Raw genomic sequence first — 22,787 nt, 5'->3', positions numbered from 1 at the left:
GCCGGCTTTTTTCCCTATGTGGCGGTAGCGCAATGCGTATCTCGGAAACCTGCATCAAGCGGCCGGTGTTCGCATCGGTCCTGTCGCTGATCATCGTGCTGATCGGCCTGATTTCGTATTCGCGCCTGACCGTGCGCGAGTATCCGAAGATCGACGAGCCCATCGTGTCGGTGGACACCACCTACAAGGGCGCCTCGCCCGAGGTGATCGAATCGCAGGTGACCAAGCCGCTGGAAGACCAGCTGGCCGGCATCGAGGGCGTGGACGTGATGACCTCGCGCAGCCGCTCGGAACGCAGCCTCATCAACATCAAGTTCAACCTGTCCCGCAATCCGGACGCCGCGGCCGCGGAAGTCCGCGACAAGGTTTCGCGCGCCCGCCGCTTCCTGCCCGACGAGATCGACGAGCCCATCATCGGCAAGGTCGAGGCCGATTCCCAGCCCATCATCTACATCGCGGTCGAGTCCGGTTCGTACTCCGCGATCCAGACCTCGGACTACATCAACCGCTACATCAAGACCCGCCTGTCGGTGCTGCCCGGCGCGGCCGAGGTGCGCGTCTTCGGCGAACGCCTGCCGTCCATGCGCATCTACGTGGACCGCGACAAGCTCGCCGCCTACGGCCTGACCGTGCAGGACGTGGAGGCCGCGCTGCGCAGCCAGAACGTCGAGATTCCGGCCGGCCGCATCGAGTCGCGCGCCCGCGAGTTCTCGGTGGTGTCTTCCACCGACCTGCAGACGCCGGCCCAGTTCGAGAACGTGATCGTCGCCAACGTCAAAGGCTATCCGGTCCGCATGCGCGACGTGGCCAATGTGGAGATCGCCGCCGCCAGCGACCGCGTGCTGTCGCGCTTCAATGGCAAGCCAGCCATCAACATCGGCGTGACGCGCCAGTCCACCGCCAACCCGCTGGAACTGTCCAAGGCGGCGCGCGAGGAAGTGGCGCGCCTGAACGAGAACCTGCCGGCCGGCATGAAGCTGAACATCGCGTATGACTCGTCGGTGTTCATCGAACGCTCCATCGACTCCGTGTTCCACACCATCGGCGAAGCCATCGTCCTGGTGGTGCTGGTGATCTTCTTCTTCCTGCGCAACCTGCGAGCAAGCATCATCCCCATCGTCACCATTCCGGTGTCGCTGGTGGGCGCCTGTGCGCTGATGTACCTGTTCGGTTTTTCCATCAACACGCTGACGCTGCTGGCCATGGTGCTGGCCATCGGCCTGGTGGTGGACGACGCGATCGTGGTGCTGGAGAACATCTTCCGCCACATCGAAGAGGGCATGCCGCGCAAGGAGGCCGCGCTGCGCGGTTCGCGCGAGATCGGCTTCGCGGTGGTCGCCATGACCATGACGCTGGTCACCGTGTACGCGCCGCTGGCTTTCGCCACGGGCCGCACCGGGCGGCTGTTCATCGAATTCGCGCTGGCGCTGGCCGGCGCCGTGCTGGTGTCCGGTTTCGTGGCGCTGACGCTTACGCCCATGATGTGTTCGGTGCTGCTGCGCCACCAGAGCAGCCACAGCCGCTGGTACAACCTGATCGAAGGCTGGCTCAACGGCATGAGCAACGGCTACCGGCGCGCGCTGGCGCTGGCCCTGCGCCACCGCTGGGTGGTAGTGGCCATCGGCCTGGCGGTCGCGGCCGCGAGCGGCGTGCTGTTCAAGGTCGTCAAGAGCGAGCTGGCGCCCATCGAGGATCGCGGCGTGGTGTTTGGCATCGTCAGCTCGCCTGAAGGGGCGACGCTGAACTACACGCTGGAAAGCATGCTGGGCATCGAAAAGTTCTACTCCGACATTCCGGAGGCCAGCGGCAGCCAGGTGACCGTGGGCTTCCCCACCGTGACGGACGGCACCGCCATCCTGCGCCTGAAACCCTGGGAAGAGCGCAGCCGCAAGCAGCAGGCCATCACGCAGCAGCTGCAGCCGCAATTCGCCTCGCTGCCCGGGGTGCGTGCGTTCCCGACCAATCCGCCGTCGCTGGGCCAGTCGGCGCGTTCCAAGCCGGTTGAGTTCATCATCATGAGCCAGGCGTCCTACGCCGAGCTGTCGCGCCTGACCGAGGTGTTCCTGGCCGAGCTGCGCAAGTATCCCGGCCTGATCAACCTGGATACCGACCTGCGCCTGAATACGCCCGAGCTGCGGGTGCGCGTGGACCGCGACAAGATGGCCGACGTGGGCGCCAATGTGGATACCGTGGGCCGCACCCTGGAATCCATGCTGGGCGGCCGCCAGGTCACGCGCTACAAGGACGAAGGCGAACAGTACGACGTGATCGTGCAGGTGACGCCGCGCGACCGCGCCAATCCCACCGATATCTCGGGCATCTACGTGCGGGCGCGCGACGGCAGCATGGTGCAGCTGGACAATCTGCTGGGCGTGCACGAGGGCGTGTCGCCGCAATCGCTGAACCACTTCAACCGCCTGCGCGCCGTGAAGATCGACGGCGCGGTGGCGCCCGGCTACGCGCTGGGCGAAGTCCTGACGCACATGCACCAGGTGGCGCGCGACGTGCTGCCCAACACCATCGTGACCGACCTGGATGGCCAATCGCGCGAGTTCCGCGATTCCTCCGGCAGCATCTATCTGGTCTTCGCCATGGCGCTGGCCTTCATCTACCTGGTGCTGGCCGCGCAGTTCGAAAGCTGGCGCAATCCCTTCATCATCATGCTGTCGGTCCCGCTGTCCATGACCGGCGCGCTGCTGGCGCTGTGGCTGACCGGCGGCACCTTGTCCATCTACAGCCAGATCGGCCTGATCACGTTGGTGGGGCTGATCACCAAGCACGGCATCCTGATCGTCGAATTCACCAATCAGCTGCGCGACGAGGGCAAGGAGTTGTTCGAGGCCGTGGTCGAAGCCAGCGTGCTGCGCCTGCGCCCCATCCTGATGACCACCGGCGCCATGGTGCTGGGCACCGTGCCGCTGGCCTTGTCCACGGGCGCGGGGGCGGAATCGCGCCAGCAGATCGGCTGGGTCCTGGTGGGCGGGCTGATGCTGGGTACACTACTGACCTTGTTCGTCGTGCCGGTGGCCTATACCTTGATCGCCACCGCACGCAAGAAACCCGGCCAGGCCGGCAGCGCAGCGCATCACCCGGACCCCGCTCCGGCGCCGCACGCGCAGCCCGCCGCGCCTGCCCAAGCGTCGGAATAAGTTATGCGCCAGATCATCTTTGACAGTGAAACCACCGGACTGGACCCTGCCCAGGGCCATCGCATCGTCGAGATCGGCTGCGTGGAAATGGTCAACCGGATGGCCACCGGCAACAACCTGCACATCTACCTGAACCCGGACCGCGACAGCGACCCCGAAGCCTTGGCCGTGCACGGCCTGACCACGGAGTTCCTGTCGGACAAGCCACGCTTCGCCGATGTCGCGGACGAATTCGTCAAGTTCATCCAGGGCGCCGAGCTGATCGCGCACAACGCCGCGTTCGACGTCAAGTTCTTCAACGCCGAACTCGCCAAGACCGGGCGCGGCGCGGTCACCGAGTACTGCGAGACGGTCACGGATTCGCTGTTGCATGCGCGTTCGCTGTTCCCGGGCAAGCGCAATTCGCTGGATGCGCTGTGTGACCGCTTCGGCATCTCCAACGCCCACCGCACCCTGCACGGCGCATTGCTGGACGCGCAGTTGCTGGCGGAAGTCTGGCTGGCCATGACCCGCGGCCAGGACGCGCTGCTGATCGACGTGGACGACAGCGCCAGCGGCGGCGGCAATGGCATCGAACTGGCCCGCTTCGACGCTTCGGGCCTGCCCGTGATCAAGGCCAGCGAGGCGGAACTGGCCGAACACGAAAACTATCTCGCGGCCCTGGACAAGTCCGTGGGCGGGGAGTGCACCTGGCGCAAGATCGACGCGCCGGTGGCGGCCGCATAAAGTTTTTTCGAGGCGACTTGCACACGTCCAAAAAAACGTGCTAATATTTCGCCTCTTTCGGGGTGGTTAGCTCAGTGGTAGAGCACTGCCTTCACACGGCAGGGGTCACTGGTTCGAACCCAGTACTACCCACCAAAGACCCTTGGAAGATGACGTAAGCCCCAGGCTTATCGTTGTCGGCGTACCAAGGTTAAAAAAGACGCAAAGCAAAGAAAGCCAACCGCGAGGTTGGCTTTTTTGTTTTGTGCGCATCGAACATGATTCCGCCTTCAAGCCCGGACGCCTTGCCCATTGCGAGCAAGCCATTGCGCTGAACCGTCCCTTTCATTACGCTTAGCTTGATTTGACGCAAGCGGACTCTCATCGATTGAGCCGCGTCGCATGCAAGCCTGACTATCATGGATAACAAAGGCTTTGGCCCGTGGGGCCAGGCGTAGGCGAACAGGAGAAGGTCATGTCCGAGCACACCACTACCATGTTGATCATTATCGGCGCCGGGGTGGCGCTCATGCTGATCGGCTTCGGGCTGCGCGACCGCAATCTCGGCATGGGGCTGATGGGCATAGGCCTGATCACGGCCCTGGGCACGATCATCTACAAGGCCTACATCACCTTCTATTGACCGCCAGCCGCGGCCGGCCGGACTTCAGCCCTGCTGCGTCTTGCGCGCCGCGCGCGCCAGCAGCGTGTCCAGCTGGTTTGCGAAGGCCTTGCGGTCGGCCTGGCTGAATGCGGCCGGGCCGCCGGTATCCACGCCGCTGGCCCGCAACTCTTCCATCATGTCCCGCAGCGCCAGCCGCTCCCGGATCGTTTCCGGCGTATAGCGTTCGCCGCGCGGGTTCAGGGCCATTGCGCCTTTTTCCAGGACTTGCGCGGCCAGCGGGATGTCGCCGGTGATCACCAGGTCGCCCTCGGATGCGCGCTCGGCGATGTGGGCGTCGGCGACGTCGAAGCCGCGCGGCACCTGCACCGCGCGGATCAGCGGCGAGGGCGGGGTGTAGAGCATCTGGTTGGCCACCAGCGTCAGCGGCAGCTGCCAGCGCTGGGCGGCGCGGAACAGGATGTCCTTGATGACTGCGGGGCAGGCGTCCGCATCGACCCAGATGTGCATGCGCTTACTTGTCCAGCGCGTTTTGCAGCACTTCGGCCACGATGTCGTTGGTGGACACGCCGCGTTCGGCCGCCAGGGCGCGCAGCTTGTCGGCGTGGGCTTGCGACAGCTTCAGCGGGAACGGCACCAGGCCGGCGGCCTGGTCCAGCTTGCGCTGTTCGCGGCGGTCGGGCACTTGCGAGGCGGTGCCGAAGCGGTCCGGGGTGGAGGCTTGCTTGAGCTGGCCGGCCAGCTTCAGGGCCTGGTTTTTCTGCAGATCGAATTTATTCATGGAGATTCCTGGTAGGGAGCGCAATCATAAGCGCAACCGGCTTTATTGCGGCTTGGCCTGTTCAAGCTTGGCCAGCCCTTCCTGGGCGCCGTCGTGCAGCGGCACGGTCAGGCCGCGGCGGGCGGTCGCCAGGCCCACCTGAGCGCCCTGGGCCGAGCCAGCGGCCAGCAGGTCCTGCCCGGTCACATAGACCGCGCGCACGATCACCAGGGCCTCGTCCCGGGTCAGGTCCGCGGTGGTGAGCAGCAGAGCCGCCATGCCCACGGTGGGGATAGGCTCCGTCTGGTTGGGGTAGGTGCCGGCGGCGATGTCCAGCGGCATCAGCGCGTTGTCCTCGGCCCCGGTCAGCGTCTTGATGGCGGCAGGGTCCAGCGGCAGCAGCTTCAGTCGCGCCTGGGTCAGCGCATCGCGCAAGGGCGTGGCGGGCACGCCGATGACCTGGGCGGCGGCGTCGACCTTGCCGGAGTTCAGCGCGGGCAGGGACTCTGTGAAGGGCGTATCGGCCACGGTGTAGTCGCGGCCGGCTTGCAGGCCGTGCGCGGCCAGCACGGTTTCCAGCGTGGCGCGCACCGCCGAGCCTTCCGGTCCGAGGGCGATGGTCTTGCCCTTGAGATCGCGTACGCCGCGCAGGGCGGCGTCGTCGCGGACCACGATATGGACCAGTTCCGGATACAGGCTGCCCAGGGCGCGCAGACCGGTGAAAGGCCCCTGGCCGGCGAACGGCCCCTTGCCGTCATAGGCGAGCCGCGCCGTGTCGGCCTGGGCCAGCCCCACCACCGCGTCGCCGCTGCGCAACAGCGCGATGTTCTCGGCGCCGCCGCCCGTGATCAGCGGCGAGACCCGGATCTGCTGCTTGCGAGCGACGTCGCTCAGGGCGCGCGCGAACGCCACATACTCGCCGCGGTCCGGACCGCCGGCCAGCGGATAGCCCTGTTGCATGCGGGCCAGCCGGCCATTGATGCGCGCCACGGAGCGTTCCAGTTCCTGCTGCACTACGTGCTGCGCGGTGCTGGAGGCGCTGTAGGAAACCGAATGAGTGATCTGGTCCAGCGTGTCCAGCAGCTGGCGCGTGACGGGAGGCGGCGCGCCGGTGTCCAGGTTGGGCGCCTCGGCCGCCTTGAAGCCGGCCGGGGTCACCAGCTTCCAGGTGTCGCCTTCCTGGCGGTAGATGGCGCTGGCGTGCGCGACGATGCGGTCGCCGGCCTGGTTGCCGCCGGATTTCACGCCGCTGATGCTGCGCGGACCTGCGCCCAGCAGCGTGACCAGCGCGGCGGCGCCGGGCTGGTCCCAGGCGCCCAGGGTGATGTTGCGCGCCAGGTCCAGTTCGACGTCGTAATAGACCACGCGGCGGGTTTCGCCCGCCGGGGCGCTGCTGTCCGAGGCCGAGCCCATGCGCTTGATCTCGGCGATGCGGAACAAATCCGCGCCGTAGGCGGTGGCCAGGCTGTGTTCCACGTCGGCGCGCAGGGCGTCGGTATCGGGCGCGCGGCCGCAGGCCGCCAGCAGCAGGCAGAAGCTCAGAATGACAAGACGTTTGAGCATGGTCACATACCTCCCACGAACGGCAAGGAGATCAGCGAGGTCAGCACGATCACGTTGAGGATGTCGACCAGGAAGGCGCCGGTGACCGGCACGACGATGAACGCTTCCGGCGCCGGGCCGTGGCGCCGCGTCAGCGCCTGCATATTGGCGATGGCGGTGGCGGTCGCGCCCAGCGCGAAGCCGCAGAAGGCGGCCGACATGATGGCTGCTTCGTAGTCGCGCTTGAGCATGCGGAACACGACCCAGGCGGCATACAGCGCGCACACCAGGGTCTGCACCGCCAGCATCAGGGCCAGCGGGCCGGCCAGGCGCGCCACGCTGGACAGGTCCAGCGTCATCATCGTCATGCCCAGGAACAGCGACAGCGAGATGGTGCCGATGATTTCGGTGGCGCGGTCGTCCAGCTTCAGACCCAGCTTTTCGCCGCCGTTGCGGATCAGTACGCCCGTGGCCAGGCACCACAGGAAATTCGGCAGGCTGACCGGGGCGTCCTCGACCAGGGCGGCCAGGTAGCCGCCGACCACCAGGCAGACCAGGGCGGCGGTCAGGGACACGATGTAGGAGCCTGCAGAGGACGCGGGTGCGTTTTCCGTCAGGTCCGCAGGCTCGTGGCCGTCGCCGGGCGCGTGGTCCAGGCTGCCGGCCAGCTTGTGGCGCCGCATCAGCCATTCGGCCACCGGCCCGCCCACCACGCCGCCCAGCACCAGCCCCAGGGTGGCGGCGGTCATCGCCAGCGCCATCACGTCCTGGATGTTGTTGAAGTCGGCGAAGCGCGTGGCATAGGCCGCGCCCGTGCCGTGCCCGCCCACCAGCGTGATCGTGCCGCCCAAAAGGCCCATCAGCGGATGCATGTCCAGCAGCCAGGCCATGCCCAGCCCGACGGCGTTCTGCAGCACCAGGAACGGGATCAGGGCCAGCAGGAAGGCAATCAGCCTGGGGCCGCCCTTGGCCAGCAGCTTGAGGTTGGCGGTCAGGCCGATGCTGCCGAAGAACAGCAGCAGCAAGGTCGGCTTGATGCTGGTTTCCAGCGAGACGGACACGCCGCCCCAGGTCGCCAGCAGGTAGGCCAGTACGGCGAACAGGAGGCCGCCGACGATGGGGTCCGGAATGCTGTAGCGGGCGAGGAAGCCGATCCTGGTGGTGAGCACGCGTCCGATGACCAGGACGAGGCAGCATGCCAGCAGTGATTGAACGGGCGTAAGCGAGATCATAGGTACCTTTGCGCCCTGTCAGGGCACGGTGAACTTTCTGGCTGTTTGAACCCTGCCGCCTCTCACGGACTGAGGCTTATGTTACGTCCGCCGCGCGGGCGGTGTACATGGGGGCAGGGGGGCGGCGCGCGGCGCGAAGCCGGGCGGGCGGAAAGCCGCGGCGCAGGCAGCCGCGGCCGGGGCGGCTAGAGCGGAAATGCGCGCGACATGTATTGCGCGCGGGGCCCGTAGCCAGCCAGTTTTTCGGTTAGATCGGCGCTGTCTGCGCTGACCGGCAGGTAGCCGTGGCGCTGCCAATAACCCACGGCGGATTCCAGGGACACGAGGCTCGCGCGGCGCAAGCCGCCCTCATGCGCGCTGCGGGCGGCGGCGCGCAGCAGCGCCTGGCCCACGCCCAGCCCTTGCGCCGAGGGCGCCACGGCGCAGTCGTGCAGGAACCAGTGGTCGGCCGCGGCCGGCAGCGTCGCGAGCGCGACGTCCAGGGCGGGCGGCAGTCCCGCATCCCAGGGATAGGAGATCAGGTAGCCCAGCAGCGCATCGGAGCTGGCCGCGGGCTGCGCCACCCAGCAGTGCGCGGGGGCGAGCGCCAGGCGATTCTGGAAGAAATCCGCGCTTTCCAGCAGGAAACCGGGGTAGGCCAGGGTCTGGAGAGCCAGGATGGCGTCCACGTCGCTGGCCTGCATGAGCCGGACTTGATATTGCATGACAACCTGCGAAAACAAAAAACTCCGGCGCATTTTACCGATGCACGGACGGCCTCGGGCTTTACAGGGCTTCACAAATTGGGGACACAGGTTCACGGGACTTTATTGTTTTCAGGGAGGGGCTCCCTAGAATTCGCCCTGGATTGCCGGATCGTCGGGCGCGCCGCATTTTATGAAAATTCAACGACACCCTTCGCATACTGCTCGCCATAGTCCTGCATTCCGAGTCTAGAGCCATGCACATCCAATTCCGGTCCGAATCCGCCGTCCCGCAAGTGTTGACCAAATCGTATCCTCTGGAAGCGGTATGGCCGGCGGCCGAGGCGCCCGTACCGTATGACGCCTGCGTGACTTGCGTGATTCCCTGCCTGAACGAATGCGAGAACCTGCGGGTCCTGCTGCCTTTGCTGCGCAACCGCCTGGAGGCGCTTTGCACCAGCTGGGAGATCATCGTGGCCGATGACGGCAGCACGGACGGCACGGAAGCGCTGATGGCCGAATGGACCGAACACGACGGTTTCCGCTACGTGCAGCTGTCGCGCAACTTCGGCAAGGAAGCCGCGATCAGCGCCGGCCTGGAAGCCGCCACCGGCAATGCCGTGATCTGCCTGGACGCCGATCTGCAGCATCCCCCTGCTTTGATCGAACAGATGCTGGCGCGCTGGGCCGCCGGCGCCGAAATGGTCTACGCGGTGCGCGAGACCCGCGCCGACGAATCCTGGGCCAAGCGCACCGGCGCGCGCTGGTTCTACAAGCTGTTGAGCGGCGCGCGCGGCGTGGATGTGCCGGCGCACGCGGGCGACTTCCGCCTGATGGACCGCAGCGTGGTGGACGCGTTGATCGCGCTGCCCGAACGCACCCGTTTCATGAAGGGCTTGTACGCCTGGGTCGGCTTCAAGGGCGAGGCCCTGGCCTATACCCCCGAGGAACGCATGCACGGCGACAGCCGCTTCGGCAGCATGCGCTTATTCCGGCTGGCGCTGGATGGCCTGACCGCCTTCACCACCTGGCCGCTGCGTCTGGTCAGCCTGGTCGGCGTGGCCTTCGCCATGCTGGCGCTGAGCTACGCGGCCTATCTGGTCGGCGAGTACCTGTTCTTCGGCAACCAGGTCTCCGGTTGGACGACCATCGTGACGGCGGTGCTGTTCTTTGCCGGCGTAAATTTGATTTCCTTGGGCGTGGTGGGCGAGTACGTGTCCCGCATCTTCGATGAAGTGAAGGGACGGCCGCTCTTCGTCGTGCGCCGCCGGCAGGGCCAGGCTTCCCGGCCGGGCAAAGGCCTGGGCTGACATGTCCGCCACGACTTTCTGGCGGCGTTCCGACTGGACCCCGCCGGCAGGACGCTTCCTGCTTGCGATAGGCGCGTGGCTTGCCTTCCTGGCCTGGATCAGGCCCCTGACCCTGCCCGATGAAGGGCGCTATGCAGGCGTGGCCTGGGACATGCTGCGCAGCGGCTCGCATGCGGTGCCCTTGCTGGACGGCATGCCGTACTTCCACAAGCCGCCGCTCTATTACTGGCTGACCGAGCTGTCCTTCTCGGTGTTTGGCGTGCATCCCTGGGCGGCGCGGGTGCCTTCCTGGTTGGCCGCGTGGGGCGCCGTGGCGGCCCTGTATTGCTTCGTGCGGCGCTACCGAGATACCGAGACCGCCGCATTGACGGTGCTGGTCCTCGCCACCATGCCGTTCTTCTATGGCGGCGCGCAGTTCGCAAATCTGGACATGCTGGTTGCCGGCCTGATCACGCTATGCGTGCTGGCCGCCGTGGACACGGCGCTGCGCGTCGAGCGCGGGCAGGCATGGCGCGCGATGGCGGTGGCGGCCGGCGTGCTGGCGGCGTTGGCGGTCTTGGCCAAGGGCTTGATCGGCCTGGCGCTGCCGGGCGCGATCCTGCTGGTCTGGCTGCTGTGGGAGCGGCGCTGGCGCGGCTTGGCCGCGCTGTGCTGGCCGCCCGCGCTGCTGGCGTTCATCGCCGTGGCGGCGCCGTGGTTCTTGCTGATGCAGCTGCGCTATCCCGGTTTTTACGACTACTTCTTCGTCTATCAGCATTTCCAGCGTTTCGCGGCCAGCGGCTTCAACAATGCGCAACCGTTCTGGTTTTATCTGCCGGTGATTGTCGGGCTCAGCCTGCCCTGGTCGCTGTGGGGCGGCGGCATATTGCGCCAGGCGTTCTGGGTGGGCCCTACGCGCAGCCTGCGGCGCCTGGCTTTGGTGTGGTTTGCCGTCGTGCTCGTGTTTTTTTCGCTGCCGCAGTCCAAGCTCGTGGGCTATGTCCTGCCGGCGCTGGCGCCGCTGGCTTTTCTGCTGGCTGAAGTGATCCAGGGGGCCAGGCGCGCCGATGCCGAGGGTGCTACTCGCCTGGTGCGCCTGAGCGCGGTCCTGGCGGCGGGCATCTGCGTCATCGCGGTGGGCATTGCGGCGAACAACGCGCGCGGCAGCGCGGAGCCGCTGGCCAGGGTGGTGCGGGAACAGGCGCGGCCGGACGATACGTTCGTCTCGCTGCACACCTATCCCTTCGATCTGGCGCTCTACGCAAGGGCGGCGCGTCCTGCGTGGGTGGTGGACGACTGGCGCAACCCGGAGGTCCCCGTGCGCGACAACTGGCGCAAGGAGTTGTACGACGCCGCCCAGTTCGATCCCGAGACGGGCGGAGAGGTATTGCTCAGTCCCGCGGAGTTCACCGCGCGTCTGTGCCAGGCGGAGCAAGGCGCGCGTTTCTGGGTGTGGGGCACTGCGGCCGACAACCCCACCTATCCGCCGCTGCAGGGGCTGGCGCCGGTGGTGAGCAGCGTGAAGTACGTGATGTGGCGCGTCGACGTGGACGCGGCGTTCAGGCAGCGGGTTTGTGGCGGAATGCCCAGAACCGGCTGACGATGAAAGTCGCCACGGCAAGCCCGAGCAGGATCAGCGCCAGCAGGATGTCGTAGCGGATGGCAGTGTTGTGCAGTAGCCAGGCGTAGGTGGCTTCGTTGATGAGAAAGCCTGCGGCTGACACAAAGAAGAAACGGCGCGCTGCTACCGTCCAGGGAGTTTTGGAATGTCGGAATGTAAGCCGGTAATGGCCGGCGAAGGACACCGCGAAGGCGATCAGCCAGCCCACGAGGTTGGCGGCCAGGGGCGGCAGGCGGAAGAGTTCGACGCAGCCCACGGCGACAGCCCAATGGGTGGCTGCGGCCGCGCATCCGACAGCAATGAAAGTGCTTACTTGTTGCAGCAGGGCGCGCATGAAAGCCGTGAAGATAAGGAAGTCAGAGGTGTAGCGATGAGCAAACGTATCGTTGTCTGCGGGGACGATTTTGGCATGAATGCCGACATCGATGAAGGCATGATTGCGCTGGCCGGCATGGGCCGCCTGAGCGCGGTCAGCTGCCTCGCGCTGGGCCCTTCGTTCGCGGCCAATGCGAGGCGGCTGGCGCCGCTGAACGTGGATATCGGCCTGCATGTGAACTTCACCGAATCGCTCATGCCCGGCGCCGAGCCCATGCCGACGCTGAGCCGGCTGATCCTCAATGCCTACACGGGCAGGCTGGACGGAGAGTGGATCGAGGCGCAGCTGGAGCGTCAGTTCGACGCCTTCGAGGCCGCGTTCGGCCGCGCGCCCGACTATGTCGACGGTCACCAGCACGTGCATCAACTGCCCGGCATTCGCGAGCGCCTGCTGCAACTGCTCAAGCGCCGTTACGGCGCCCGTATGCCATGGCTGCGCCAGACGGCGCCGGGCATGCAGTTCGGCATTCCCATGAAGGAGGCCATCAAGGCGCGTGTCATCGGCGCGCTGGGCGCCGCGGCGTTGGCGCGCCAAGCGCGCCAGGATGGCATGCGCACCAACCGCCGGCTGCTGGGCGTCTATGGTTTCGCAGGCGGCAAGCGCCGCTATGCGGATCTGCTGCAGAACTGGCTGTTCAATGCGCGCGACTGCGACCTGCTCATGTGCCATCCGGCCATGGGCAACCAGGACGGCTGCGCCATGTCACGCCAGCGCCGCGCGGAATTCGACGTGCTGGCCAGCCCCAAGCTGGGCGACTGGCTCAACGCCAACGGGGTGCATATCTCGCGTTTGCCGGCCACGGCGCGCTGATCGGCTGCAAGGTCGTTGCGGCGCGGGCTGGCTCTAGCCGCCCGTCAGGCTCTGCAGCAGCCAGGCGCCCGCAGGTCCCAGCGCGCGCCGCCGTGACCAGACCGCATCGACGCGGATGTGGCGCGGCCAGCCCGGCGACTTCAACTCCACCAGCTGATCCTGGCCGAAGCGCTGGATCATCCAGCGCGGCAGCTCGGTCCAGCCGAATCCGCGGCTGGCCATTTCCAGCAGCATCAGATAGCCGGGCGCCGACCAGGTCGCATAGGCAGGCTCGGCGTCCTTGTCGCCCAGCTCGTAAGTGCTCAGGCGTAGCGCGCGTTCGGACTTCAGCTGGTCTTGCGTGACCTGCGGCAGCTGGGCCAGCGGATGCCCGCGGCCCACGCACAGGACGATCTCAGACAGCTCCGCCAGCGTCGCGTGCGCCACGTCGGGCGGGTAGCTGTCCTGGGCGGCCATCAGTCCCAGGTGCGCGCGGCCCTGCTGCACCAGCGCCACCACGTCCTCGTATTCCGCGATCAGGCATTCGAAGCGCAGCGCTGGATAGCGCTGGTCGATCTGGCTGAGCATGGTGTCGAAGGTCTCGGACTGGAATGTGTCGGACAGCACCACCGTCAGCCGGGGCTCCAGGCCCTCGGCCAGCTGGCTGGCGCTGCGGTTCAGCCGATCATTGGCAGCCAGCACTTGCAGGGCCTGGCCCAGCAGGACCTGGCCGGCTGCGGTTAGCGCGGGCTGGCGCTGGCTGCGGTCGAACAATGTCACGTTCAGGTCCACTTCCAGGTTGGCGATGGTTTCACTGACCGTGGACTGGCTTTTCCCGAGCTTGCGGGCGGCAGCCGAAAACGTGCCTTCGGAGGCGACCTGGGCGAACGCCGCCAGGGATTCCAGGGAGTGGCGCATGGGTGGGATGTCCGATGTTATCGGTTTTTCCGATGAAAACTATCTTTATGGTAACGGAAATATCGTCGAGAATCCCTGCCACTGAGTATCAACCGACCGCAGGTGGGTCATGACGCAAGCCAAGAAATCCATTAAAGAACGTTTCCTCCACGCCTTTCTGTTCGAAATCATCGCCATCGGCCTGTGCGCCCCGGCGGCCGCCTGGGCCATGGGCAAGTCCCTGTTCGAAATGGGCGTGCTGACGGCAGTGATCGCCTGGATCGCGCTGGTCTGGAACATGATCTACAACGCCGGCTTTGACCGCATCGAGAACCGCATGGGCTGGACCCGCACGCTGCGGCTGCGCGTGGTGCATGCCTTCGGCTTCGAGCTGGGCCTGATCCTGATCGTGATCCCGCTGGCGGCCTGGTGGCTAGACATCAGCCTGTGGCAGGCCTTTGTGCTGGATATCGCGCTGGTGCTGTTCTATCTGCCCTACGCCTTCCTCTACAACCTGGCCTATGACCGCTCGCGGCCACGGGTCCTGCAGTGGCTGGCCCGCCGCAAAGGGCAGGCCGCGCCGGCCGTCACGCGTCAATCACCTTGCGCGTGAACATCTCCAGGTAGTCCATCAGCGAGTCCGCGCCCTTGATGGCCGCGGACTCGTTGCCGGTGGCGATGCCCTCGGCCATCAGCATGTGGCGGCGAGCGCCCTCGGCGATGTCGCCCTCGTGCTGGTAGGCGTACCAGAAGCGGCGGCACTGGATGATCAAAGGGGCCACCGCATTCACGGCCGAGGCGTTGCGGCAGGCCTGGTGGCAGACGTGGTCCAGCATCTGGTCGGCATGCATGTAGTTGTCGAGATTGCCGCCTTCCGCCGCCTGGATCATCTGCGCCGCGCAATCCACGATCTGGCTGCGCTGCGCCGGGGTGGCGCGGCGCGCGGCGCTGGCCGCGATCAGCTGCTCCAGCGCCCGGCGGGTCTGGATCAGGTCCATGTGGTCCGCCAGCTGGATCATGGACACCCGCAGGCCGCGCCGCGGTTCCTGGCGTATCAGCCCGGCGGCCACCATGCGCAGCAGCGCCTCGCGCAGCGGCGTGCGTCCCAGGCCGGTCATTTCCACCAGATCCGCTTCCACGACCGCGCTGCCCGGCTGCAATTGCAGCGTGGCGATCATGCTTTCGATCTGGTCGTAGGCGACATCGGCGGCGCGCCGTTTGGATTCTGCTGCTGCCATCAACTGTTGTTTTCCTTCGTTTTGCGCCACTGCGTGTAGGCCAGCCATTCGCCGACGAATCCGCGCCGGAAGAACGACACGCACAACACGAAAATCAGTCCGATGACGATGGTGACGATGTCGCCCAGGGTGGCAAGATAGTTCTGCAAGCTGACGACCAGCGTCGCGCCCACCACCGGCCCCCATACCGTGCCGATGCCGCCCAGGAGCGTCATCAGCAGCACCTCGGTGGAGGTGGCGAGCGAAACGTCGTTCAATGCAACCAGCTGGAGCACCAGCGCCTTCAGCGAACCGGCCAGGCCGGCCACCGAGGCCGACAGCACGAAGGCCAGCAGCTTGCACCGGTCTGTATCGTAACCTAGCGATATGGCGCGCGGCGCGTTGTCCCGGATGGTCTTGAGCACCTGGCCGAAGGGCGAATGGATCACCCGGTAGACGAACAGAAAGCCCAGCACGAAGACCCCAAGCGTGAAGTAATACATGTTGGCGTCCACGCTCAGGTCCACCAGGCCCAGGAACTTTCCGCGCGGGATGCCCTGCATGCCGTCCTCGCCGCGCGTCCAGCCCACCTGCACCGCCATGAAGTACGCCACCTGCGACAGCGCCAGCGTGATCATCGCGAAATAGATGCCGGTGCGCCGGATCGCCAGCCAGCCGATGGCCCAGCCGATGGCCGCGGCCATGGCCACGCCGCAAGCGATGGCGATCTCGGGCGGCAGGCCGCGGGCGCCGAACAGGATCATCATTTCGCCGGCCGCGTAGCCGGCCCAGCCGAAGAAGGCGGCATGGCCGAACGACACCAGGCCGGTAAAACCGGTCAGCAGGTTGAAGGCCAGCGCGAACAGCGCAAAGCACAGCACCTTCATGACGAACACGGGATAGACGATCTGCGGGAAAAGCGGCACCAGCAGGGCCGGCACCAGCAGCAGCGCCAGGATGCGGATCGAGGAGGGTATGCGCTGCACCTTATTTCTCCTTGCCGAACAGGCCGGCGGGGCGCGTCAGCAGAACGATCGCCATGACGATGAAGACGACCACCGTCGAGGCTTCGGGATAGAACACTTTGGTCAGCCCTTCCAGCAGGCCCAGCGTCAGCCCGGTGACGATGGCGCCCATGATGGAGCCCAGCCCGCCGATCACGACCACGGCGAACACGATGTTCAACAGGTTCGAGCCCATCAGCGGGTTGATCTGCATGACGGGCGCGGCCAGCACCCCGGCCACGCCGGCCAGCGCCACGCCGAAGCCGTAGGTCAGGGTGATCATCACTGGCACGTTCACGCCGAAAGCCTGCAGCAGCCTGGGGTTCTCGGTGCCGGCGCGCAGCATGGCGCCCAGGCGGGTGCGTTCGAACAGATACCAGGTGGCCAGGCACAGCACCAGGGACGCCACCACCACGAACGCGCGATAGGCCGGCAGGAACATGAAGCCCAGGTCGAAGCCGCCCTGCAGAACCTCGGGCGGCTCATAGCCCACCCCTGAAATGCCGTAGAAGTAGCGAAAGCCGCCTTCCATCATCAGCGCGATGCCGAAGGTCAGCAAGAGGCCGTACAGGTGGTCCAGGTGGTACAGGCGCTTGAGCAGCGTCTTCTCGATCACGACGCCCACCAGCCCCACCAGCAGGGGAGCCAGGATCAGCGCGGCCCAGAAGTTGATCTGCACGCCCGGCCCAAGCAACTGCGGCAGCTGCGTGAAGCCGATCCAGGCCAGGAACGCCGCCATCATGAACTGGGCGCCGTGCGTGAAATTGACGATGTTGAGCAGGCCGAAGATGATGGCCAGCCCCATGCTGAGGATGGCGTAGAAGCAGCCGTTGATCAGACCCACCAGCAGTTGGGCGAGCAAGGCGGAAAGCGAGATGTCGAACATGGTAGGCGGCGGGCGGAAAGGTGTCGCGTCGATTTCCGGGAAGCGCGCGGCGGTGCGCCGCGGCCATGGCAGCCGGCGCCGCACGCTGTGCGTGCGGCGCGTGGCGGCATCAGGTCTTGTTCAACGAGCACGCGGCCTGGGGCTTGGGGAACACGTCCTCGCCCTTGAGCACCGACTTCACGTTGTAGTAGTCCCACGGCGCCTTGGACTCCTTGGGCGTCTTGACCTGCAGCAGCAGCATGTCGTGCACCAGCGCGCCGTCGGCGCGCAGCTTGCCGTTGCGGATCACGGCGTCGTTGATGGTCATTTCGCGCAGCTTGGCCATCACGGCGGGTGCGTCGTCGGTGCCGGCGGCTTCGATCGCCTTCAGGTACGACAGCGTGGCCGAATACACGCCGGCCTGCGAGGCGGTCGGCATCTTCTTGGCCTTTTCAAAGAACTTCTGGGCCCAGGCGCGCGAAGCGTCGTCATAGTCCCAATAGAAGGCTTCGGTCAGGTACATGCCCTGCGCCTTGGCCAGGCCCATGCTGTGCACGTCCGAGATGTAGGTGAGCAGCGGCGCCACGATCTGCTTCTTGTTGATGCCGAACTCGTTGGCCTGCTTGACCGCGTTGACCGTGTCGTTGCCGGCGTTGGCCAGCGCGATCACGTCGGCCTTGGAGGCCTGCGCCTTCAGCAGGAACGAAGAGAAGTCGTTGCCGGGAAAGGGATGGCGCGACACGCCCACCACATTGCCGCCGTTCTCCTGGATGACTTCGGTGCCGTCCTTTTCGAGCGAGTGGCCGAAGGTGTAGTCGGCGGTGATGAAGTACCAGCTCTTCTTGCCTTCCTTGACCAGCGCGCGCGCGGTGCCGGCGGCCAGGGCGTAGGTGTTGGTGGTCCATTGGGCGTTCAACGGCGAGCACTTTTCGCCCAGGATCGCGGTGGACAGGCCCGCCGACGGCATGGTCACGCGGTTCTTCTGCTTGGCGATTTCCATCACCGCCAGCGCGGTGGACGCGGTGGGGAAGTCGGTGATCATGTCGACCTTGCCCTGGTCGAACCATTCGCGGGCCAGGTTGGCCGCGACGTCGGGCTTGTTCTGGTGGTCGGCGGAAACCACTTCCACCGGCTTGCCCAGCACCTTGTTGCCCATTTCCTCGGCGGCCATGCGGGCCGCGATCACGGAGCCGTTGCCGGCCAGGTCGGAATAGACGCCGGACAGGTCGGTCAGGACGCCGATCTTGACCACGTCATCGCTGACCTTGGTCTGGGCCTGGGCGGCGCCGATCATGCCGATGGCGAACAGCGCTGCTGAGATTCGATTCAATTTCATCTGACTACGCTCCGTGTAGGAAGGGGACTGCGGTCGGAAGGAATGCGTCTGGAAAACTCAAATGCCGAGCAGGGCGTTCAACCTGTCCTGCGATTGCTGGACTTCGGCGCGGTCTATCACCGCCACCACCTGGCCGTGCTCGATGACGTAATGGCGGTCGGCCAGGTGCTGGGCAAAGCGGAAGTTCTGCTCGACCAGCACGGTGGTGTAGCCGCGCTCTTTCAATTGCCGGATCACGCGGCCCAGGGACTGCACGATGACGGGGGCCAGGCCTTCCGTGATTTCATCCAGCAATAGCAGGCGGGCGCCGGTGCGCAGGATGCGCGCCATCGCCAGCATCTGCTGTTCGCCGCCCGACAGGCGCGTGCCGGGGCTGTGCGCGCGTTCTTTCAGGTTGGGGAACATGTCGTAGATCTCTGCCACCGACATGCCGTCCGGCCCTACCGAGGGCAGCCGCATGAGGTTTTCCTCGGCGGTCAAGGATGCATAGATGCCGCGCTCTTCAGGGCAATAGCCGATGCCGCGGCGCGCGATCTTATGGGGCGGCAGGCCGACGGTCTCCTGGCCCTGGATCCTGATCGAGCCGCTGCGCCGGCCCACCAGGCCCAGGATGGACTTCAGCGTGGAGCTGCGGCCCGCGCCGTTCCTGCCCAGCAGGGTCACGCATTCGCCGGGCTTCACGTCCAGATCGATGCCGTGCAGGATGTGCGATTCGCCGTACCAGGCGTGCAGGTTGCGGATCTCCAGCATGCTGGAGGCTGCGGCGGCTTCATTCATCTTCGGCTCCCATGTAGGCTTCGCGCACCGCCGGGTTTTCCGATACGGTCGCGTAGGGGCCTTCGGCCAGGATCTCGCCCCGCTGCAGCACGGTGATGGTGTCGGAGATGTCCGCCACCACTTTCATGTTGTGTTCGACCATGAGGATGGTGCGGCCCGCGCTGACCTGCTTGATCAGATGCTTGACCCGGTCCACGTCCTCGTGGCCCATGCCTTGCGTCGGTTCGTCCAGCAGCAGCAGCTCGGGTTCGAGCGCCAGGGTGGTCGCGATTTCCAGCGTGCGCTTGCGGCCATAGGGCAGGTCGCCCGCGGCCACGTCCAGGTGCGTGCGCAGGCCGACCTGATCCAGCAGTTCCTCGACGCGGTGGTGCAGGCTTTCCAGCGTGCGTTCCGACCGCCAGAAGCAATAGTCCACGCCCAGCTTGCGCTGCAGGGCCACGCGCACGTTCTCGCGCACCGACAGCTGCGGAAAGACGGCGGAAATCTGGAACGAACGCACGATGCCGCGGCGCGCGGTCTGCGCGGGGCGTTCCTGCGTGATGTCCACGCCGTCGTACAGGATCTCGCCGCGCGTCGGGATGTGGAACTTGGTCAGCAGATTGAAGAAGGTGGTCTTGCCCGCGCCGTTGGGGCCGATGAGCGCGTGGATGGCGCCGCGGCGCACGCTCATGTCGACGTTGTTGACGGCCACGAAGCCGCGGAATTCCTTGCTCAGGCCCCGTGTCTGAAGAATGATGTCGCTTTGCATGATGTCCGTTGGGCTTGCTGGGGACAGGCCCTGGCGCGTCGCGGTCCCGCCACGCGCCAGGAGGTTCGTGCTTCTTCCGGAGCCCGGCCTTACTTCGACTGGTACTGCGCGGGGCGCTTGGCCAGAGAGGCCTGGATGATGGCGGCGCAGCGTTCGCGTTCGGCGCCGGCCAGCGGCAGGCGCGGGCGGCGCACGTGCTCATTGCCCACGCCGGCCAGGGTCTCGGCCAGCTTGATGTTCTGCACCAGCTTGGTCGAGACATCCAGGTGCAACAGCGGCGTGAACCACTGGTACAGCGCCAGCGCTTCCTGCCACTTGCCGGCCTTCATCAGGTCGTACAGGGCCACGGTTTCGCGCGGGAAGGCGGTGACCAGCCCGGCGAGCAGGCCGTCCGCGCCCAGCGCCAGCGCCTCGAACGACAGGTCGTCCACGCCGATGAACAGCTGATAGCGCGTGCCTAGCGCGTTGCGCAGGTCGGTCAGGCGGCGCACGTCGTCGCTGCTTTCCTTGATGGCGACCAGCCACTTGCAGTCGGCCAGTTCGGCCATGTGCTCGGGCTTGAGATCCACGCGGTACGCGACGGGGTTGTTGTAGATCATGCAGGGCTTCTGCGCGGCCTCGGCCATCGTGCGGATGCTCTGCATCGCTTCGCGCGAGTCCGCCACGTAGATCAGCGAGGGCATCAGCATGAAGCCGTCCACGCCCAGTTCCACGGCGGCCTTGATGAAGCGCAGCGCTTCGCGGGTACTGGTCTCGGACACGTTGGCCAGGACCGGAATGCGGCCGCCGCTGACTTCCACCGCGCAGCGCGTCACTTCCAGCTTTTCTTCCAGGGTCAGGGTGCTGGCTTCGCCCAGCGAACCGCAAGTGACCAGGCCGTGTACGCCGTTGTCGATCAGGAAGCCGAAGTGCTTGCGCATCGCCTCGAAGTCGAGGGTCTCGTCGGCATGGAACTTACTCGTTACGGCAGGGAAGACGCCCTGCCAATGCACGTTACTCAACTGGCTTCTCCTCAAGATGCCGTCGCTTCAATGGCGGAGCGGCGAGCAGGTGCAAAGTCTAATATCTGATAAATATATTTAGAAGATATTTTGATTCGGGGATTTCCCGGAGCGGGTCAACCCGGGGGGATTTCCCAAGAGGGCATTGCTTTCGGCGTGGGGCCAGCGCGGCGCGTGTCTTTCCGCGGGGCGGGTCACGAAAGGGAAGCGCGCTAAGGAGGCATGGGCAGGCAGTCCGAGCCCGCCGCGTCGACGCGGAGGGCTGTCAGCCTGCCTTGCGCGGATACGCGCGGCTCGCGTCCTGCATGAAAGTCTTCACCGCGGTTTCATACTGCGCGCCGCTGCGGAAGGCGCCGGAATGCGAGGCGCCTTCGATCTTGACCAGGCGCTTGAGCTCGGGCGCGACGTTGCTGGCGGCGGCGTAGAGCTCGTCGCTCATGGTGTGCGGCACCACGCGGTCGGCGGTGCCGTGCATGAACAGCATGGGCGTGTGCATGCGCGCAAGCTTTTCCACCGAGGCGAACGGCTGCGTGACCAGCAGGCTGGCGCCGGGCACCTTGCCCCAGCGCAGCGTGGCAAGCATCGCGCCGATGCTGGTGAAGCTGGATTCCACGATCAGGCCGGCGAACGCCGGCTGTTCGGGGCGCGCGGCCAGGTCGATCGCGATCGCGCCGCCCAGGCTGTGGCCGTAGATGAAACGGCGCGCCGGATCGGGCTGGATGCGGGCCAGCTCCTTCAACCCGGCCATTGCGTCTTCCAGCGCGCTTTCCTCGGACGGCAGGCGCGGGGTCGAGGCGCCGAAGCCGCGGTAGTCGATAGCCAGCACGGAATAGCCCATGCGCGTCCAGCCGTCGATGCGGAAGGCGCTGCCGTTCAGGTTCCAGCGTGCGCCATGCAGGTACAGCACGGTGGGCGCGCCGGCTTGGGGACTTTGCCAGTACCAGGCGCGCACCTTGTCGCCGCCGGCCAGCGTCAGGTCGTAAACCTGGGTGCCGGCGGCGGGCTCGCGCCACCACGTTTGCGGTTCGGACTGGGGGGAGAAAATGGTCTGCCGCTGCCAGGAATCGAGCTGGGTGCAGCCGACGACGCTGGCGCCGGCCAAGAGGGCAACGGCGAACAGGCGGCGGGGAGAGAGGCGGGGGAAGGCTGGCATGGATTATGTGACCCGGGCGAGGCGGCTGGGTTCCGGCATCAGCATACTTCGGGATGGACTTCGCGGGTCAGGGCCAGCCAGGCCTGGGCGGCATGCGACAGGTAACCGCCGCGCCGCCACACCTGCACCATCTCCCAGTCCGTGCCGGCATCGCGCAGCGGCACCCGCGCCACGCCGGCGTGCAGCTCTTCGCGGGCCTTCAGGCGCGGCAGGAAGGCCACCCCCAGGCCGGCCGCCACCAGCGCCGCGATGAAATCGATCTGGCCGCTGCGCGCGGCAACGGCAGGGGCGAAGCCGGCGCGCTGACAGGCGTCGTGGATGATGCGGTTCAGGGCGAAGCCCGTCTCGAACAGAATGAAAGGCGTGTCCCGCAAGTCGCTCAGCCCGACGGTTTCAGCATGCGCCTTGGGGTGGTCGGCCGGCATCAGCGCCACCAGCGGCTCGCGCGCCACGGGCTGCCATTCGAAGATGTCGGGCACCGGTTTGAGCGAGGCGGCCAGTTCGATCTCGCCGGCCATCACCATTTCCTCCAGCCGGCGGCTGCCGTGTTCCACCAGACTGATTTCAATCTGCGGATAGCGGCTGCGAAAGCGCGCAAACATGGGTGCGAACAGCGTGCTGCTGCCCAGCGGCGGCAGGCCCAGGCGCAGCACGCCGCGCTTGAGCCCCTTCAGTTCGTCCAGCTCGGCGTGCAGATCGTCGCGCTGCGCCAGCATGGCGACGGCACGGCGGTAGACGATTTCGCCGGCGGCGGTCAGCCGCGGCGGCTGGGCGTGGCGGTCCAGCAACGGCATGCCCAGTTCGTCTTCCAGTTGCCGCACGGCTTTGCTCACGGTGGGCTGGGTCGCGAAGATGGTCTTGGCGGCCTGGGAGAAACCGCCCTGGCGGACCACTTCGACCAAGGCGCGCAGGGGACGCAGTTCCATGTTTATGCCTTATTGGAATGGCCTGAATTCAACGAATTCATTTTATCTATGGGCGGCGCAGGCGTAAAACATCTGCTTGCCGCAGGAACTTCGTC

At 66.2% G+C, this 22,787-nt stretch carries 24 protein-coding genes and 1 tRNA gene; 8 read left to right on the top strand and 17 right to left on the bottom strand.

Going from position 1 to position 22,787, the window contains the following annotated elements; genetic code table 11:
- Window positions 1-32 precede the first annotated feature (32 nt).
- From HV766_RS20240 to HV766_RS20230, 3 genes are all read left to right on the top strand, one after another.
- On the top strand, window positions 33-3,149 hold the full coding sequence (locus tag HV766_RS20240) for an efflux RND transporter permease subunit (RefSeq protein ID WP_119450688.1): 3,117 nt from the start codon (window positions 33-35) through the stop codon (window positions 3,147-3,149).
- Between the two features lie 3 nt (window positions 3,150-3,152).
- The gene (dnaQ, locus tag HV766_RS20235; protein ID WP_054458449.1) at window positions 3,153-3,875 is read left to right on the top strand and encodes a DNA polymerase III subunit epsilon; all 723 of its coding nucleotides are present in this window, start codon (window positions 3,153-3,155) and stop codon (window positions 3,873-3,875) included.
- A 60-nt stretch (window positions 3,876-3,935) separates the two neighbouring features.
- Window positions 3,936-4,010 (top strand) — tRNA-Val (locus tag HV766_RS20230).
- A gap of 55 nt (window positions 4,011-4,065) precedes the next feature.
- Here the strand turns inward: HV766_RS20230 and HV766_RS20225 are convergent.
- Window positions 4,066-4,227: a hypothetical protein gene (locus tag HV766_RS20225; RefSeq protein WP_156337472.1), complete on the bottom strand. Its 162-nt coding sequence runs from the start codon at window positions 4,225-4,227 to the stop codon at window positions 4,066-4,068.
- 102 nt (window positions 4,228-4,329) lie between these two features.
- On the opposite strand from HV766_RS20225, the gene HV766_RS20220 reads away from it, so the two are divergent.
- Complete coding sequence (locus tag HV766_RS20220) at window positions 4,330-4,497, top strand: hypothetical protein (protein WP_042796365.1); 168 nt, start codon at window positions 4,330-4,332, stop codon at window positions 4,495-4,497.
- A gap of 24 nt (window positions 4,498-4,521) precedes the next feature.
- Here the strand turns inward: HV766_RS20220 and HV766_RS20215 are convergent, their stop codons facing one another.
- The 5 genes from HV766_RS20215 to HV766_RS20195 all read right to left on the bottom strand — a co-directional run bounded on the left by HV766_RS20215 (window position 4,522) and on the right by HV766_RS20195 (window position 8,693).
- Window positions 4,522-4,986 (bottom strand): YaiI/YqxD family protein, encoded by a 465-nt coding sequence (locus HV766_RS20215; protein WP_054458451.1) that lies wholly within the window; start codon window positions 4,984-4,986, stop codon window positions 4,522-4,524.
- 4 nt (window positions 4,987-4,990) lie between these two features.
- Window positions 4,991-5,257, bottom strand: coding sequence for a hypothetical protein (locus HV766_RS20210; protein ID WP_054458453.1), 267 nt, complete (start codon window positions 5,255-5,257; stop codon window positions 4,991-4,993).
- Window positions 5,258-5,299: 42 nt separating this feature from the next.
- Window positions 5,300-6,805, bottom strand: coding sequence for a TAXI family TRAP transporter solute-binding subunit (locus tag HV766_RS20205; protein ID WP_175181737.1), 1,506 nt, complete (start codon window positions 6,803-6,805; stop codon window positions 5,300-5,302).
- Complete coding sequence (gene gltS, locus HV766_RS20200) at window positions 6,802-8,010, bottom strand: sodium/glutamate symporter (protein WP_054458457.1); 1,209 nt, start codon at window positions 8,008-8,010, stop codon at window positions 6,802-6,804. The genes HV766_RS20205 and gltS overlap by 4 nt, the downstream gene beginning before the upstream one ends.
- A 185-nt stretch (window positions 8,011-8,195) precedes the next feature.
- The gene (locus HV766_RS20195) at window positions 8,196-8,693 is read right to left on the bottom strand and encodes a GNAT family N-acetyltransferase (RefSeq protein WP_175181767.1); all 498 of its coding nucleotides are present in this window, start codon (window positions 8,691-8,693) and stop codon (window positions 8,196-8,198) included.
- A 257-nt stretch (window positions 8,694-8,950) separates the two neighbouring features.
- Between HV766_RS20195 and HV766_RS20190 the strand changes: the two genes are divergently transcribed.
- Both HV766_RS20190 and HV766_RS20185 read left to right on the top strand, forming a co-directional pair.
- The gene (locus tag HV766_RS20190) at window positions 8,951-10,003 is read left to right on the top strand and encodes a glycosyltransferase family 2 protein (protein WP_119450685.1); all 1,053 of its coding nucleotides are present in this window, start codon (window positions 8,951-8,953) and stop codon (window positions 10,001-10,003) included.
- Between the two features lies 1 nt (window position 10,004).
- Window positions 10,005-11,582, top strand: coding sequence for an ArnT family glycosyltransferase (locus HV766_RS20185; RefSeq protein ID WP_175181736.1), 1,578 nt, complete (start codon window positions 10,005-10,007; stop codon window positions 11,580-11,582).
- On the opposite strand, the gene HV766_RS20180 is transcribed toward HV766_RS20185, so the two are convergent.
- Complete coding sequence (locus HV766_RS20180; protein WP_082401333.1) at window positions 11,542-11,937, bottom strand: GtrA family protein; 396 nt, start codon at window positions 11,935-11,937, stop codon at window positions 11,542-11,544. The genes HV766_RS20185 and HV766_RS20180 overlap by 41 nt on opposite strands.
- Window positions 11,938-11,973: 36 nt before the next feature.
- Between HV766_RS20180 and HV766_RS20175 the strand changes: the two genes are divergently transcribed.
- Window positions 11,974-12,789 carry a ChbG/HpnK family deacetylase gene (locus HV766_RS20175; protein WP_175181735.1) on the top strand — a complete coding sequence of 272 codons (816 nt, stop codon included), beginning with the start codon at window positions 11,974-11,976 and terminating at the stop codon, window positions 12,787-12,789.
- 33 nt (window positions 12,790-12,822) lie between these two features.
- Here the strand turns inward: HV766_RS20175 and HV766_RS20170 are convergent, their stop codons facing one another.
- The gene (locus HV766_RS20170) at window positions 12,823-13,686 is read right to left on the bottom strand and encodes a LysR family transcriptional regulator (RefSeq protein ID WP_175181734.1); all 864 of its coding nucleotides are present in this window, start codon (window positions 13,684-13,686) and stop codon (window positions 12,823-12,825) included.
- Window positions 13,687-13,795: 109 nt separating this feature from the next.
- On the opposite strand from HV766_RS20170, the gene HV766_RS20165 reads away from it, so the two are divergent.
- A complete protein-coding gene (locus HV766_RS20165) occupies window positions 13,796-14,278 on the top strand; it encodes a multidrug/biocide efflux PACE transporter (RefSeq protein ID WP_054458466.1) in 483 nt (160 codons plus the stop codon).
- Here the strand turns inward: HV766_RS20165 and HV766_RS20160 are convergent.
- From HV766_RS20160 to HV766_RS20120, 9 genes are all read right to left on the bottom strand, one after another.
- Entirely contained in the window at window positions 14,253-14,903 is a 651-nt protein-coding gene (locus tag HV766_RS20160; RefSeq protein ID WP_054458468.1) for a GntR family transcriptional regulator, read from the bottom strand. The genes HV766_RS20165 and HV766_RS20160 overlap by 26 nt on opposite strands.
- The gene (locus tag HV766_RS20155; protein ID WP_125472389.1) at window positions 14,903-15,868 is read right to left on the bottom strand and encodes a branched-chain amino acid ABC transporter permease; all 966 of its coding nucleotides are present in this window, start codon (window positions 15,866-15,868) and stop codon (window positions 14,903-14,905) included. Before HV766_RS20155 ends, HV766_RS20160 begins: the two co-directional genes overlap by 1 nt.
- Before the next feature lies 1 nt (window position 15,869).
- On the bottom strand, window positions 15,870-16,772 hold the full coding sequence (locus HV766_RS20150; protein WP_054458471.1) for a branched-chain amino acid ABC transporter permease: 903 nt from the start codon (window positions 16,770-16,772) through the stop codon (window positions 15,870-15,872).
- Between the two features lie 109 nt (window positions 16,773-16,881).
- Entirely contained in the window at window positions 16,882-18,087 is a 1,206-nt protein-coding gene (locus HV766_RS20145; protein ID WP_054458472.1) for an ABC transporter substrate-binding protein, read from the bottom strand.
- Window positions 18,088-18,144: 57 nt separating this feature from the next.
- Complete coding sequence (locus HV766_RS20140) at window positions 18,145-18,864, bottom strand: ABC transporter ATP-binding protein (RefSeq protein ID WP_175181733.1); 720 nt, start codon at window positions 18,862-18,864, stop codon at window positions 18,145-18,147.
- The gene (locus HV766_RS20135; protein ID WP_082401334.1) at window positions 18,857-19,612 is read right to left on the bottom strand and encodes an ABC transporter ATP-binding protein; all 756 of its coding nucleotides are present in this window, start codon (window positions 19,610-19,612) and stop codon (window positions 18,857-18,859) included. The genes HV766_RS20140 and HV766_RS20135 overlap by 8 nt, the downstream gene beginning before the upstream one ends.
- 89 nt (window positions 19,613-19,701) lie before the next feature.
- Complete coding sequence (locus HV766_RS20130; RefSeq protein WP_054458478.1) at window positions 19,702-20,613, bottom strand: dihydrodipicolinate synthase family protein; 912 nt, start codon at window positions 20,611-20,613, stop codon at window positions 19,702-19,704.
- Window positions 20,614-20,878: 265 nt separating this feature from the next.
- Entirely contained in the window at window positions 20,879-21,766 is an 888-nt protein-coding gene (locus tag HV766_RS20125) for an alpha/beta hydrolase (RefSeq protein WP_119450679.1), read from the bottom strand.
- 38 nt (window positions 21,767-21,804) lie between these two features.
- Window positions 21,805-22,692 (bottom strand): LysR family transcriptional regulator, encoded by an 888-nt coding sequence (locus HV766_RS20120; RefSeq protein ID WP_054458482.1) that lies wholly within the window; start codon window positions 22,690-22,692, stop codon window positions 21,805-21,807.
- Window positions 22,693-22,787 lie beyond the last annotated feature (95 nt).

It is taken from the genome of Achromobacter aegrifaciens (assembly GCF_902859735.1).
Lineage (GTDB): Bacteria > Pseudomonadota > Gammaproteobacteria > Burkholderiales > Burkholderiaceae_B > Achromobacter > Achromobacter aegrifaciens.
Note: the sequence above shows the minus strand (reverse complement) of the source record. Positions and strands in the feature narration are given on the sequence as shown.

What these genes read in the sequence shown, in the direction of transcription:
- HV766_RS20135 (WP_082401334.1), bottom strand. Translation starts at nt 19,612, where the DNA reads ATGCAAAGCGACATCATTCTTCAGACACGGGGCCTGAGCAAGGAATTC.
- HV766_RS20170 (WP_175181734.1), bottom strand. Translation starts at nt 13,686, where the DNA reads ATGCGCCACTCCCTGGAATCCCTGGCGGCGTTCGCCCAGGTCGCCTCC.
- HV766_RS20195 (WP_175181767.1), bottom strand. Translation starts at nt 8,693, where the DNA reads ATGCAGGCCAGCGACGTGGACGCCATCCTGGCTCTCCAGACCCTGGCC.
- HV766_RS20145 (WP_054458472.1), bottom strand. Translation starts at nt 18,087, where the DNA reads ATGAAATTGAATCGAATCTCAGCAGCGCTGTTCGCCATCGGCATGATC.
- HV766_RS20190 (WP_119450685.1), top strand. Translation starts at nt 8,951, where the DNA reads ATGCACATCCAATTCCGGTCCGAATCCGCCGTCCCGCAAGTGTTGACC.
- HV766_RS20220 (WP_042796365.1), top strand. Translation starts at nt 4,330, where the DNA reads ATGTCCGAGCACACCACTACCATGTTGATCATTATCGGCGCCGGGGTG.
- HV766_RS20240 (WP_119450688.1), top strand. Translation starts at nt 33, where the DNA reads ATGCGTATCTCGGAAACCTGCATCAAGCGGCCGGTGTTCGCATCGGTC.
- HV766_RS20120 (WP_054458482.1), bottom strand. Translation starts at nt 22,692, where the DNA reads ATGGAACTGCGTCCCCTGCGCGCCTTGGTCGAAGTGGTCCGCCAGGGC.
- HV766_RS20125 (WP_119450679.1), bottom strand. Translation starts at nt 21,766, where the DNA reads ATGCCAGCCTTCCCCCGCCTCTCTCCCCGCCGCCTGTTCGCCGTTGCC.
- HV766_RS20215 (WP_054458451.1), bottom strand. Translation starts at nt 4,986, where the DNA reads ATGCACATCTGGGTCGATGCGGACGCCTGCCCCGCAGTCATCAAGGAC.
- HV766_RS20140 (WP_175181733.1), bottom strand. Translation starts at nt 18,864, where the DNA reads ATGAATGAAGCCGCCGCAGCCTCCAGCATGCTGGAGATCCGCAACCTG.
- HV766_RS20150 (WP_054458471.1), bottom strand. Translation starts at nt 16,772, where the DNA reads ATGTTCGACATCTCGCTTTCCGCCTTGCTCGCCCAACTGCTGGTGGGT.
- HV766_RS20185 (WP_175181736.1), top strand. Translation starts at nt 10,005, where the DNA reads ATGTCCGCCACGACTTTCTGGCGGCGTTCCGACTGGACCCCGCCGGCA.
- HV766_RS20175 (WP_175181735.1), top strand. Translation starts at nt 11,974, where the DNA reads ATGAGCAAACGTATCGTTGTCTGCGGGGACGATTTTGGCATGAATGCC.
- dnaQ (WP_054458449.1), top strand. Translation starts at nt 3,153, where the DNA reads ATGCGCCAGATCATCTTTGACAGTGAAACCACCGGACTGGACCCTGCC.
- HV766_RS20210 (WP_054458453.1), bottom strand. Translation starts at nt 5,257, where the DNA reads ATGAATAAATTCGATCTGCAGAAAAACCAGGCCCTGAAGCTGGCCGGC.
- HV766_RS20165 (WP_054458466.1), top strand. Translation starts at nt 13,796, where the DNA reads ATGACGCAAGCCAAGAAATCCATTAAAGAACGTTTCCTCCACGCCTTT.
- HV766_RS20160 (WP_054458468.1), bottom strand. Translation starts at nt 14,903, where the DNA reads ATGGCAGCAGCAGAATCCAAACGGCGCGCCGCCGATGTCGCCTACGAC.
- HV766_RS20180 (WP_082401333.1), bottom strand. Translation starts at nt 11,937, where the DNA reads ATGCGCGCCCTGCTGCAACAAGTAAGCACTTTCATTGCTGTCGGATGC.
- gltS (WP_054458457.1), bottom strand. Translation starts at nt 8,010, where the DNA reads ATGATCTCGCTTACGCCCGTTCAATCACTGCTGGCATGCTGCCTCGTC.